Origin of the sequence: Enterobacter cloacae complex sp. IR5459 (assembly GCF_049238005.1) — a bacterium.
Classification (GTDB): domain Bacteria; phylum Pseudomonadota; class Gammaproteobacteria; order Enterobacterales; family Enterobacteriaceae; genus Enterobacter; species Enterobacter hormaechei_C.
Genome location: NZ_JBMKIG010000003.1, coordinates 416,745 through 429,116, shown reverse-complemented (window position 1 = coordinate 429,116; position 12,372 = coordinate 416,745). Strand labels below are relative to the sequence as shown.

Below are 12,372 nucleotides of genomic sequence, written 5' to 3'. Positions count from 1 at the left end.
ATGAATCGTTTTATTATGGCCAACGCTCAACAGTGTATCGGTTGTCGCACCTGCGAAGTTGCCTGTGTGATGGCGCACAACGGGGAGCAGCACGCGCTGAGCGAGCGCCATTTTCATCCCCGCATTACGGTCCTTACCTCAGGCTTGCGAAAAAGCCCCGTGACCTGCCACCACTGTGAAAACGCGCCCTGCGCGCAAAGCTGCCCGAACGGAGCCATCACGCAACACAGCGACAGCGTACAGGTCAATCAACAAAAATGCATTGGCTGTAAAGCCTGCGTGGTGGCCTGTCCGTTTGGCACGATGGACATGCTGATCGCCCCGCTGGAAAACGACAGCGTAAAGGCCTCGGCGCACAAATGCGACCTCTGCCTGGAAAGGCCGCAAGGCCCGGCCTGCGTTGAAAACTGCCCGGCAGAGGTGCTTACGCTTGCCACCCCAGCCGTGCTGGATAAGCTGGTTAAGCAGCGCCGACAGCGCAGCGCAAGGCTGGACGCGCTGCCGTGGCACAGCGAGGCGGTTCAGTCAGTCCCTCCGCAAACCAAACGGCAACAGATGCAAAACACCCCGGCGCGCGGTGAGCCGGAAAAGCTCAGCCCCGACGCGCGCGCAGGTCATTTTAACGAGATCTACCTGCCGTTTCGCCCGGAACAGGCGCAGCGCGAAGCATCCCGGTGCCTGAAATGTGGCGACCACAGCATTTGCGAGTGGACCTGCCCGCTGCATAACCATATTCCACAGTGGATTGAGCGGATCAGGGCGGGGGATATCATCGGTGCGGCTGAGCTTTCTCACCAGACTAACTGTTTACCGGAAATTACCGGCCGCGTCTGTCCACAGGATCGATTATGTGAAGGCGCCTGCACCCTGCGGGATGCGTCAGGGGCGGTAACCATCGGGAATATCGAACGGTATATCTCGGATCGGGCGCTGGCGATGGGCTGGACGCCGGACGTCAGCCACGTTAAACCGGTCGGTAAGCGCGTCGCCATCATCGGTGCCGGTCCGGCAGGGCTGGCCTGCGCCGACGTACTGGTGCGCAGCGGCGTCGGTGTGACGGTCTACGATCGCCATCCGGAAATCGGCGGATTGCTGACCTTTGGTATTCCGGCCTTCAAGCTGGATAAATCCCTGTTAGCGCGGCGCAGAGAGATATTCAGCGCGATGGGCATCCGCTTCGAGCTGAACTGCGAGGTGGGAAAAGACGTATCGATGGCCCAACTGCAAAACGACTACGATGCCCTGTTCATCGGCGTAGGGACCTATCGTTCCATGAAAGCGGGTATCCCTCACGAAGACGCGCCGGGCGTGTACGACGCGCTGCCGTTTTTAGTGGCGAACACGCGGAACGTGATGGGCCTTGACCCTGCCGCAGACGAGCCGTTTATCGACACGCAGGGGTTAAACGTGGTGGTGCTGGGCGGGGGCGATACGGCGATGGACTGCGTACGCACCGCGCTGCGACATGGCGCGGCGAAAGTCACCTGCGCCTATCGGCGGGACGAGGCCAACATGCCGGGCTCAAAGAAAGAGGTTAAAAACGCGAAAGAAGAGGGCGCGGCCTTTGAATTTAATGTCCAGCCGGTTGAGCTCACGCTGGATACCGACGGGAAGGTCAACGGTATCCGGATGCTGCGCACCCGTCTGGGCGAGCCGGATGCGCAGGGGCGGCGTCGTCCTGTCCCGGTGGCGGGCAGTGAGTTTGTCATGCCAGCGGATGCGGTGATCATGGCGTTTGGGTTTAATCCGCACGCCATGCCGTGGCTTCAGGCGCAGGGCGTCGATACCGACGACTGGGGGCGCATCAGGGCCTCCGTGGAGAGCCGTTATCGCTACCAGACCTCGAATCCGCAGATTTTTGCTGGCGGTGATGCGGTACGCGGTGCAGATCTGGTGGTCACCGCGATGGCGGAAGGGCGCCATGCCGCGCTGGGGATCATGGACTGGCTTGGCGTGCCGCCGCGCAACATGCATTAACGCAGACGGGCGACAAAGCGGGCTTCACAGCGTAGTATAAACAGACTCATTTTGCCGTGGAGCCCGTATGTCTCTGAACATTAGCGTTATTAAAGACAAAATCCTTTCTGAAAATTACTTTGTCCTGCGTAACATCACTTACGATCTCACCCGTAAGAACGGGGACGTCATTCGCCATAAACGCGAAGTCTACGACCGGGGCAATGGTGCAACCATTCTGCTGTATAACCGTGAAAAGCAAAGCGTAGTGCTGATCCGCCAGTTTCGCATCGCGACATGGGTCAATGGCAACGCGGACGGACGTCTGATTGAAACCTGTGCAGGTCTGCTGGACGACGATGAGCCGGAAGTGTGTATCCGCAAAGAAGCCATTGAAGAGACGGGTTTTGAGGTGGGGACGGTGCAGAAAGTCTTTGAGCTGTTTATGTCCCCTGGCGGGGTCACCGAGCTGATCCACTTCTTCATTGCGGAATATACCGATGCCCAGCGCACGCACCGGGGCGGTGGCGTGGACGACGAAGACATTGAAGTGCTGGAAATGCCTTTCGCTAAGGCTGTCGACATGGTGAAACGCGGCGAGATCCGCGACGGTAAAGCGGTGATCCTGTTGCAATATCTGCAAACCAGCGGGCTGATGAATGCCGCGGCGGAAGCGCGATAAGTTGTATTTCAGATAAATCTATCCGATAAATCCGATTGAGCCAGCCCGCCCAGGGCACGAAGATACGCCCCAGATTGACCTATTCGTTTGCGGGGCTGTGCCGTTCATGCGCTACTGCGTTTTTCTTCTCTTCTTCATTTGCGTGCTTCCCGCGCCTCGGGTGTGGGCTGCGCCTGCGCAGCAGTCTTTTTCAGACTGGCAGGTGACCTGCAATAACCAGAACTTCTGCGTAGCGCGCAACACTGGCGAGCATCGCGGTCTGGTCATGTCGCTGAGCCGCAGTGCGGGGGCAAAAACGGACGCCAGCCTGCGCATTGATCTCGGTGGGCTTTCGGCGCCTCCGGTGAAAGAGCCTGACATCGCCCCGCGCCTGCTGCTCGACAATGTGCCGCTTAAACTCACGTCGCAACACTGGCAGTTAACCCCCTGGCATCTTAAAACAGACGATACGGGCACCATCACCACGTTTCTGAAAACCATTCAGGAAGGTCAGGCGCTGACTCTGCGCGGGGGGAAGCAGACAATCTCTCTGGCCGGGCTGAAAGCGGCGCTGCTGTTTATCGATGCCCAGCAAAAACGCGTCGGAAGTGAAACGGCATGGATTAAAAAAGGGGATAGTCCACCGCTGAGCGTGCCGCCTGCGCCGGCATTAAAAAAGGTGGCGGTGGTGAACCCCACGCCAACGCCGCTGACGCATAACGAATTGAACGATCTGCTGGATTACGGTAACTGGCGCATGAACCACAGCCAGTGCTCTCTCGATCCGAACCGGCGTGAGGTGCGCGTGACCGCGCTGACCGATGACAAAGCGCTGATGATCATCAGCTGTGAGGCGGGGGCGTACAACACCGTCGACCTGGCGTGGCTGGTGTCGCGTAAAAAACCGTTTGCGGCCAGGAGCGTGAGATTGCGTCTGCCGTTTACCCCTTCCAGCCAGAGTAGCGACATGGAGCTGATGAATGCCAGCTTCGATGAAAAAACGCGCGAGCTGACCACGCTGGCGCTGGGACGCGGGATTGGCGACTGTGGGATCCAGACCCGCTGGCGTTTTAACGGCCAGCGCTTCCGTCTGGTACGCTACGCGGAAGAGCCAAGCTGTGATAACTGGAATGGGCCAGATGCCTGGCCCACGCTGTGGATCACAAGGTAGGGTTTTGCCGATTTGTAGGCCGGGTCAGGCGCAGCCGCCACCCGGCAACGCAGATCGCACTACAGCACGCTCAGCGCCTTCTCCACTACGTTCTCAACGGTAAAGCCGAAGTACGGAAACAGCTTATCGGCCGGGGCGGATTCACCGTAACCCTTCATGCCGACAATCGCCCCTTTCAGACCCACATATTTGTACCAGTAGTCGGCAATGCCAGCTTCAACCGCCACGCGCGCCGCGACGTTTGAAGGCAGCACCGATTCGCGGTACGCCTCATCCTGGGCATCAAAGATATCCGTTGAAGGCAGGGAAACCACGCGCACCGCGTGACCCTCGGCGGTCAGTTTCTCCGCCGCTTTTACCGTGATTTCCACCTCTGAACCGGTGGCAATCAGGATCACGTCTGGCTTGCCGCCGCTGTCTTTCAGGATGTACCCGCCGCGGGCGATATTTTTCACCTGCTCCGGCGTGCGCTCGATCTGCGCCAGGTTCTGGCGCGACAGGATCAGCGCCGTGGGTCCGTTATGACGCTCTACGGCCAGCTTCCAGCCCACTGCCGCTTCAACCTGATCGCACGGACGCCAGGTACTGAAGTTTGGCGTCAGGCGCAGGCTCGCCAGCTGCTCTACCGCCTGGTGCGTCGGCCCATCTTCACCCAGTCCGATGGAGTCGTGGGTGTACACCATGATTTGCCGCGCCTTCATCAGAGCCGCCATACGCGCCGCGTTACGGGCATATTCGACAAACATCAGGAAGGTAGCGGTGTACGGCACGAAGCCGCCATGGTGGGCGATGCCGTTGGCAATGGCGGTCATCCCGAACTCGCGCACGCCGTAGTGGATGTAGTTCCCGGCAATGTCCTCCTTCAGGGATTTAGAGCCGGACCAGATGGTAAGGTTACTTGGCGCCAGATCCGCCGATCCGCCCAGCAGTTCGGGCAGGATTGGGCCAATTGCGTTCAGGGTGTTTTGTGATGCCTTACGGGTGGCAATTTTCGCCGGGTTGGATTGCAGGTTTTCAATCATCGCCTGGGTTTTCTCTTCCCAGTCTTCCGGCAGGCCGCCGCTCATGCGGCGGGTAAACTCAGCCGCCAGCTCCGGATACGCTTTTTTGTAAGCGGCAAACTTCTCGTTCCAGGCCTGCTGCGCTTTTTCACCTGTTTCGCGAGCATCCCAGGCCTTGTAGATCTCTTTTGGGATCTCAAAGGCCGGGTGTTTCCAGCCCAGTTTCTGGCGGGTCAGCGCCACTTCCTCTTCACCCAGCGCCGCGCCGTGCGCCTCTTCTTTGCCCGCTTTGTTCGGCGAGCCGAAGCCGATGGTGGTGCGGCAGATGATCAGGGACGGTTTGTCCTTCACGCTCTGCGCTTCCTGAATCGCTTTTTTCACCGCCTCAGGATCGTGACCGTCGATCTCGTGCACCACGTGCCAGTGATAGGCTTCAAAGCGTTTCGCCGTGTCGTCGGTAAACCAGCCCTCGGTTTCCCCGTCAATGGAGATACCGTTGTGATCGTAGAAGCCAATCAGCTTGCCCAGGCCCAGGGTGCCCGCCAGCGAGCAGACCTCGTGGGAGATCCCCTCCATCAGGCAGCCATCACCCATAAAGACATAGGTGTAGTGATCGACAATCTCGTGGTCGGGCTGGTTGAACTGCGCGGCCAGCGTACGCTCTGCAATCGCCAGGCCGACGGCATTCGCCAGCCCCTGGCCCAGCGGGCCGGTAGTGGTTTCAACACCCGGCGTATAGCCGATCTCCGGGTGGCCCGGCGTTTTGGAGTGCAGCTGGCGGAAGTTTTTTAACTCCTCAAGCGGCAGATCGTAGCCGGAGAGGTGCAGCAGGCTGTAGAGCAGCATCGATGCGTGACCGTTGGAGAGAATAAAACGGTCGCGATCGTACCAGGTCGGATCGGTCGGGTTGTGCTTGAGGAAGTCGTTCCACAGCACTTCGGCAATATCAGCCATACCCATGGGGGCGCCAGGGTGGCCGGAATTGGCTTTTTGTACGGCATCCATGCTGAGGGCGCGAATGGCGTTGGCGAGCTCTTTACGGGACATAGTTCACTCCGTGGCAAGGTTAAAGTTTGGCGGCGAGAAGATCTTCGAGTTTGCGCTGGTCGACGGCGAACTGGCGGATGCCATCCGCTAGTTTTTCCACGGCCATTGGATCCTGATTGTGCTCCCAGCGGAATTCCGCTTCGGTCATGGGTTTCGGTTTGGGCAGAACGGTAGAGGTCGGTACCAGCTTGCGGATCACCGTCTCTTCACTCTCCTGAAGCTTTTTCAGCAGGTCAGGAGAGATGGTCAGACGGTCACAGCCCGCGAGCGCCAGGATCTGCTCGGTGCGGCGGAAGCTGGCCCCCATCACGATGGTTTCGTAGCGGTGCTGCTTGTAATAATCGTAGATATTACGCACCGATTTTACGCCAGGATCTTCTTCCACCACGTACGGATCCATTGGCTGTTTCGCCTGATACCAGTCGTAGATACGTCCGACAAACGGTGAAATCAGGTACACGCCCGCTTCGGCGCAGGCACGCGCCTGGGCGAAGGAAAACAGCAGCGTCAGGTTGCAGTGGATCCCCTCTTTCTCCAGCACTTCCGCCGCGCGGATGCCTTCCCAGGTAGAGGCAAGCTTGATCAGGATGCGTGATTTATCGATCCCCTGCTCCTGGTAGAGTTCCACCAGGCGGCGAGCCTTGTTGATGCTCTTTTCCTGGTCAAACGAGAGGCGGGCGTCCACTTCGGTGGAGACGCGTCCCGGTATGCTTTTAAGAATTTCCGCACCGATATTGACCGCCAGCTTGTCGCTGGCCTCGGCGACCTGCTGCTCCTGCGTTTTCCCGCGCTGTTTGCCATAGGCAAGGGCGTCATCAATCAGATGACTAAAGTGCGCAAGACCGGCCGCCTTGAGCAGCAGAGAGGGATTGGTGGTCGCGTCTTCCGGCTGGTAGTGACGAATCGACTCGATGTCGCCGCTGTCTGCAACCACGGTGGTAAATTGTTTGATGCCGTCTAGCTGGTTCATAATTACTCCTTGGAAATAAAAGAGTTAGTCGAGTGCGTTAGTTCACACTTCTGAGAAAATCATGATGGACTTAACAAAAAAGCATAGCAGACGGGGGAGGCATTGCTTTCTGAGACGGGTAACATGGCTGTTATAAATTGATAACAATTTTTATTCTGCAATGGTGAGAGTTTGGCAGCCTTCAAAGTTTAGGAGCCTGCCTGCGGCGATACTATGCGGCACACCAGGGTGTGCATAGGAACGTCGACATCACCCTTTTTGACCGAAACGTGAAAGGAATAACAAGATGGATGATCAGTTAAAACAAAGCGCTCTCGATTTTCACGAGTATCCTGTTCCGGGTAAAATCCAGGTATCCCCGACCAAACCGCTGGCGACCCAGCGCGATCTGGCGCTGGCCTACTCGCCGGGCGTGGCTGCTCCGTGCCTGGAAATCGAAAAAGATCCGCTGGCAGCGTACAAATACACCGCGCGCGGCAACCTGGTGGCCGTTATCTCTAACGGTACGGCGGTGCTGGGGTTAGGGAACATCGGTGCGCTGGCCGGTAAGCCGGTGATGGAAGGGAAGGGCGTTCTGTTTAAGAAATTTGCCGGTATCGACGTCTTCGATATCGAAGTGGACGAACTGGACCCGGATAAATTCATCAACGTGGTGGCGGCGCTGGAGCCGACCTTCGGCGGCATCAACCTGGAAGACATCAAAGCGCCGGAATGTTTCTATATCGAGCAGAAGCTGCGCGAGCGTATGAACATTCCCGTGTTCCATGACGACCAGCACGGCACGGCGATTATCAGTACCGCCGCCATTCTGAACGGCCTGCGCGTGGTAGAGAAAAATCTCTCCGACGTGCGCATGGTGGTCTCCGGCGCAGGCGCCGCGGCCATCGCCTGTATGAACCTGCTGGTGGCGCTGGGCATGCAGAAGCACAATATTGTGGTCTGCGACTCCAAGGGCGTGATCTACAAAGACCGCGAGCCAAACATGGCGGAAACCAAGGCGGCCTATGCGGTGGAAGACGACGGCAAGCGCACGCTAGAAGACGTCATTGAAGGTGCCGACATTTTCCTCGGCTGTTCAGGCCCGAAAGTACTGACCCAGGAGATGGTGCAGAAGATGGCGCGCGCGCCAATGATCCTGGCCCTGGCGAACCCGGAGCCGGAAATTCTGCCGCCGCTGGCGAAGGCGGTGCGTGAAGACGCGATCATCTGTACCGGACGTTCGGACTACCCGAACCAGGTGAACAACGTGCTCTGCTTCCCGTTCATCTTCCGCGGTGCGCTGGACGTCGGCGCTACGGCAATCAACGAAGAGATGAAGCTCGCCGCCGTTCATGCTATCGCAGAGCTGGCGCACGCCGAGCAGAGCGAAGTGGTGGCCTCCGCCTACGGCGATCAGGATCTGAGCTTCGGCCCCGACTACATTATCCCTAAACCATTTGACCCGCGTCTGATCGTGAAGATCGCGCCAGCGGTGGCTAAAGCGGCGATGGACTCCGGCGTGGCGACGCGGCCGATTGAAGATTTCGATGCCTACGTCGATAAACTCACCGAGTTCGTTTACAAAACCAACCTGTTTATGAAGCCGATCTTCTCCCAGGCGCGCGCTGACGCGAAGCGCGTGGTGCTGGCGGAAGGGGAAGAGGCGCGCGTGCTGCATGCCACGCAGGAGCTGATCACCTTAGGGCTGGCGAAACCGATCCTGATTGGTCGTCCGAGCGTGATCGAGATGCGTATTCAGAAGCTGGGTCTGCAAATTAAGCCGGGCGTCGACTTTGAGATCGTCAATAACGAATCCGATCCGCGCTTCAAAGAGTACTGGAACGAATACTATTCGATCATGAAGCGTCGCGGGATCACCCAGGAGCAGGCGCAGCGGGCGGTGATCAGCAATACCACGGTGATCGGCGCGATCATGGTTCATCGCGGTGAGGCGGATGCGCTGATCTGCGGCACCATCGGCGAGTACCATGAGCATTTCAGCGTGGTGCAGGAGATCTTCGGCTATCGCGAGGGCGTCCATACTGCCGGCGCAATGAACGCGCTGCTGCTGCCAAGCGGTAACACCTTTATCGCCGATACCTACGTCAACGACGATCCTTCCCCGGAGGAACTGGCGGAAATCACCGTGATGGCGGCGGAAACCGTGCGCCGCTTTGGTATCGAGCCGAAAGTGGCGCTGCTGTCGCACTCTAACTTCGGGTCATCCAAATCCGCGGCGGCGTGCAAAATGCGCCAGACGCTGGACCTGGTGCGCGAGCGTGCGCCGGAGCTGATGATCGACGGCGAGATGCACGGCGACGCCGCGCTGGTGGAGAGCATCCGTAATGAACGTATGCCGGACAGCCCGCTGAAAGGCTCGGCGAACGTGCTGATTATGCCGAACGTAGAAGCGGCGCGTATCAGCTATAACCTGCTGCGTGTGTCGAGTTCTGAAGGGGTGACCGTAGGGCCAGTGCTGATGGGGGTGTCAAAACCGGTGCATGTGTTAACGCCGATTGCCTCCGTGCGTCGTATCGTCAACATGGTGGCGCTGGCGGTGGTTGAGGCACAGACGCAGCCGCTGTAATTAACCCCACCCCTCACCCTAACCCTCTCCCCTGAGGGGAGAGGGGACAGCTCCGAGCCGTCTTTTCACCCTCGCCCCTTTGGGGAGAGGGCCGGGGTGAGGGGTAAGGGTTACACCCAGTCCCGAACCCGAATAAACTCACTCAAGGCAGCCTCCGGGCTGCCTTCTTTTGGCGCGTAGCTGTATTCCCAGCGCACCAGCGGCGGCATCGACATCAGAATGGACTCCGTGCGCCCACCGGTTTGCAGGCCAAACAGCGTCCCGCGATCCCATACCAGGTTAAACTCCACGTAGCGCCCGCGGCGGTAAAGCTGGAACTCACGCTCGCGCACGCCGTAGTCGGTGTCTTTGCGGCGTTCGACAATCGGCAGATAGGCGTTGGTAAAGCCTTCACCCACCGCGCGCATAAAGCTGAACGCGGTATCAAAATCCGGGGTGTTGAGATCGTCAAAGAACAGCCCGCCGATGCCGCGCTGCTCGTCGCGGTGCTTCAGATAGAAATAGTCATCGCACCACTTTTTGTATTTCGGGTAAACGTCTTCGCCAAACGGCAGGCAGAGGTCGCGCGCGGTGGTGTGCCAGTGCACGGCATCCTCTTCGAAGCCATAGTAAGGCGTTAAGTCGAAACCGCCGCCAAACCACCAGACCGGATCGGCCCCCGGTTTTTCCGCGATGAAAAAGCGCACGTTGGCGTGGCTGGTTGGCACAAACGGGTTATGCGGATGCACCACCAGCGAGACGCCCATCGCCTCGAAGCTGCGGCCCGCCAGTTCAGGCCGATGCGCCGTGGCGGACGCTGGCATTGCATCACCGTGGACGTGGGAGAAGTTGACCCCGGCCTGTTCAAAAATACCGCCGTTACGCAGCACGCGGCTGCGCCCGCCGCCGCCCGCTTCGCGCTGCCAGGTGTCTTCCTGGAATTCACCGCCGTCTGCGGCGGCCAGTTTCTGGCAAATCGCGTCCTGTAGCTGCATCAGGAAAGTTTTGACCAGCTGTGCATTCGGTTTCATCAACGTTTCCTGGAGTGCGCTTTTTGATTATCGAACCAGTTGAAATAACTGATGACCCCGGAGGCAATGGCGTTCGCGATCTTCTGACGAAACGCCGTGGTGCCGAGTAAACGCTCTTCTTCCGGGTTGGTAATGAACGAGGTTTCCACCAGCACGGACGGTATGGACGGGGACTTCAGCACCACAAACGCGGCCTGCTCGGTGCTTTTGCTGTGCAGACGGTGCACGGGCTTAATCCGTTTAAGGATATGCGAGCCGAGCGTCAGGCTGTTTTTGATGGTATCGGTCTGCACGAGATCAAACAGAACCTGCTGTAACAGATGGTCTTTGTCGGTAGCTTTTTTCCCGGCCACTTCATCCGCCCGGTTTTCACGATCGGAGAGGTATTTCGCCATGGCGCTACTGGCGCCACGGTTGGAGAGAGCGAACACCGAGGCGCCTGCGGCGGAAGGGTTTGTGAAGCCATCCGCGTGAATGGACATAAACAGGTCTGCGCCATGCTTGTGGGCAATCTCCACGCGATCGTACAGCGGGATAAACGTGTCGCCCGTGCGCGTCAGGCGGGCGTCAATACCGTTGCTGCGTAAAATTGCGCGCACATTTTTTGCAATTGCCAGCACGACGTGTTTTTCTTTCGAACCGTTTCGGCCAATGGCGCCGGTGTCGATCCCGCCGTGGCCTGGATCGAGCATGACCAGACGCTTTGCGCCGGCTTTTTTGGTTTTCGGTTTGCTGTGTCCGTTACTGGTTTTAAGCGTGCTCTCGTCTTTTGCCTGAGCCTGCTTTGCGATGCCCGTTAACGTTAAGGCCGCCAGCCCCGCTTTGAGAACCTGACGACGCGATGTGAGTGCTTTTAATGGTTTGAATGTGCTCATGCGGCCTGAATTGTAAAAATTGGGGTCCTGGTGTTATATCGTATCGCGTTTTGCGTGACGACATTCCTTATTGAGAATTGTTTTACTTTTCATTTCAATACGTGACAAAGTGACATTATGCCAAATTTTGGCGAGTTTTTCCCCGGTTATTGGCTAAATGCCCTGTTCACGCCATAATCACTGTTTTTAAACCCGAAAAGGCGGTTAATACCATGGAGATACGCGTTTTTCGCCAGGAAGATTTCGAAGAGGTGATCACCCTTTGGGAGCGCTGCGATCTGCTGCGTCCGTGGAACGATCCGGAGATGGACATCGAACGGAAGGTGAATCACGACGTCAGTCTGTTTCTGGTCGCTGAGGTCAACGGCGAAGTAGTCGGGACGGTGATGGGCGGGTACGACGGCCACCGCGGCTCGGCCTACTATCTGGGCGTGCACCCGGAATACCGCGCGCGCGGCATCGCCAACGCGCTGCTTAACCGTCTGGAAAAGAAGCTGATCGCCCGCGGCTGTCCGAAAATCCAGATCATGGTGCGGGAAGATAACGACGTGGTGCTGGGCATGTATGAACGCCTGGGCTACGAGCATGCGGATGTACTGACGCTGGGTAAGCGCCTGATCGAAGATGAAGAGTACTGAGTTCCACCCTGGCGACTATGATGTTCACGGTCGTCTGCGTCTGCCTTTTTTGTTCTGGTGCGTTCTGCTGTTGCAGGCCCGCACCTGGGTGCTGTTCGTGATGGCTGGCGCGTCGCGCGGGCAGGGCGATACGCTACTGAATCTCTTTTATCCCGATCACGATGCGTTCTGGCTGGGGTTACTGCCCGGTGTACCGGCGGTGCTGGCGTTCCTGTGCAGCGGACGGCGGCAGTTCCTCCCGCGCTTCTGGCGCGCACTTCGCTGGCTATTGATTCTGGCGCAGGTTGTGCTCCTGGTCTGGCAGCCCGTGCTCTGGCTGTACGGCGAGCCGCTTTCGGGTATCGGGATTGCGCTGGTGGTGGCGGATATTGTCGCGCTGCTGTGGCTGGTCACGAATCCCCGTTTACGCGCCTGTTTTACGCAAGAGTCAGATTAAAACGGCACTTTTTGCCGATACTGCACTCCAACAAGCGTTGA

The 12,372-nt window shown here is 58.3% G+C and carries 10 protein-coding genes; 6 read left to right on the top strand and 4 right to left on the bottom strand.

Translation table 11 applies throughout. The annotated features are described in order from the left end of the window. The 3 genes from aegA (at position 1) to ACOTX4_RS08465 (ending at position 3,788) form a co-directional block, all read left to right on the top strand. A complete protein-coding gene (gene aegA / locus ACOTX4_RS08475) occupies positions 1-1,977 on the top strand; it encodes a formate-dependent uric acid utilization protein AegA (RefSeq protein WP_072051093.1) in 1,977 nt (658 codons plus the stop codon). Between the two features lie 67 nt (positions 1,978-2,044). Beyond that, positions 2,045-2,638 (top strand): GDP-mannose pyrophosphatase NudK, encoded by a 594-nt coding sequence (gene nudK, locus ACOTX4_RS08470; RefSeq protein WP_003863554.1) that lies wholly within the window; start codon positions 2,045-2,047, stop codon positions 2,636-2,638. 106 nt (positions 2,639-2,744) lie between these two features. Further along, positions 2,745-3,788 carry a DUF1176 domain-containing protein gene (locus ACOTX4_RS08465; RefSeq protein ID WP_047653871.1) on the top strand — a complete coding sequence of 348 codons (1,044 nt, stop codon included), beginning with the start codon at positions 2,745-2,747 and terminating at the stop codon, positions 3,786-3,788. A 59-nt stretch (positions 3,789-3,847) separates the two neighbouring features. On the opposite strand, the gene tkt is transcribed toward ACOTX4_RS08465, so the two are convergent. Beyond that, positions 3,848-5,836 (bottom strand): transketolase, encoded by a 1,989-nt coding sequence (gene tkt, locus ACOTX4_RS08460; protein ID WP_045330443.1) that lies wholly within the window; start codon positions 5,834-5,836, stop codon positions 3,848-3,850. 19 nt (positions 5,837-5,855) lie between these two features. Then, positions 5,856-6,806: a transaldolase gene (gene tal / locus ACOTX4_RS08455; RefSeq protein WP_045330442.1), complete on the bottom strand. Its 951-nt coding sequence runs from the start codon at positions 6,804-6,806 to the stop codon at positions 5,856-5,858. 286 nt (positions 6,807-7,092) lie between these two features. Between tal and maeB the strand changes: the two genes are divergently transcribed. Continuing rightward, positions 7,093-9,372, top strand: coding sequence for an NADP-dependent oxaloacetate-decarboxylating malate dehydrogenase (gene maeB, locus ACOTX4_RS08450; RefSeq protein WP_045330441.1), 2,280 nt, complete (start codon positions 7,093-7,095; stop codon positions 9,370-9,372). Positions 9,373-9,482: 110 nt separating this feature from the next. On the opposite strand, the gene hemF is transcribed toward maeB, so the two are convergent. Beyond that, a complete protein-coding gene (hemF, locus tag ACOTX4_RS08445) occupies positions 9,483-10,382 on the bottom strand; it encodes an oxygen-dependent coproporphyrinogen oxidase (protein WP_045330440.1) in 900 nt (299 codons plus the stop codon). Next, positions 10,382-11,257, bottom strand: a complete 876-nt coding sequence (amiA, locus tag ACOTX4_RS08440) for an N-acetylmuramoyl-L-alanine amidase AmiA (RefSeq protein ID WP_023325022.1) — start codon at positions 11,255-11,257, stop codon at positions 10,382-10,384. The genes hemF and amiA overlap by 1 nt, the downstream gene beginning before the upstream one ends. A gap of 212 nt (positions 11,258-11,469) precedes the next feature. On the opposite strand from amiA, the gene ACOTX4_RS08435 reads away from it, so the two are divergent. Beyond that, complete coding sequence (locus ACOTX4_RS08435; protein ID WP_003861292.1) at positions 11,470-11,895, top strand: GNAT family acetyltransferase; 426 nt, start codon at positions 11,470-11,472, stop codon at positions 11,893-11,895. Further along, positions 11,882-12,331 (top strand): DUF2919 domain-containing protein, encoded by a 450-nt coding sequence (locus ACOTX4_RS08430; protein WP_003861294.1) that lies wholly within the window; start codon positions 11,882-11,884, stop codon positions 12,329-12,331. The genes ACOTX4_RS08435 and ACOTX4_RS08430 overlap by 14 nt, the downstream gene beginning before the upstream one ends. Positions 12,332-12,372 lie beyond the last annotated feature (41 nt).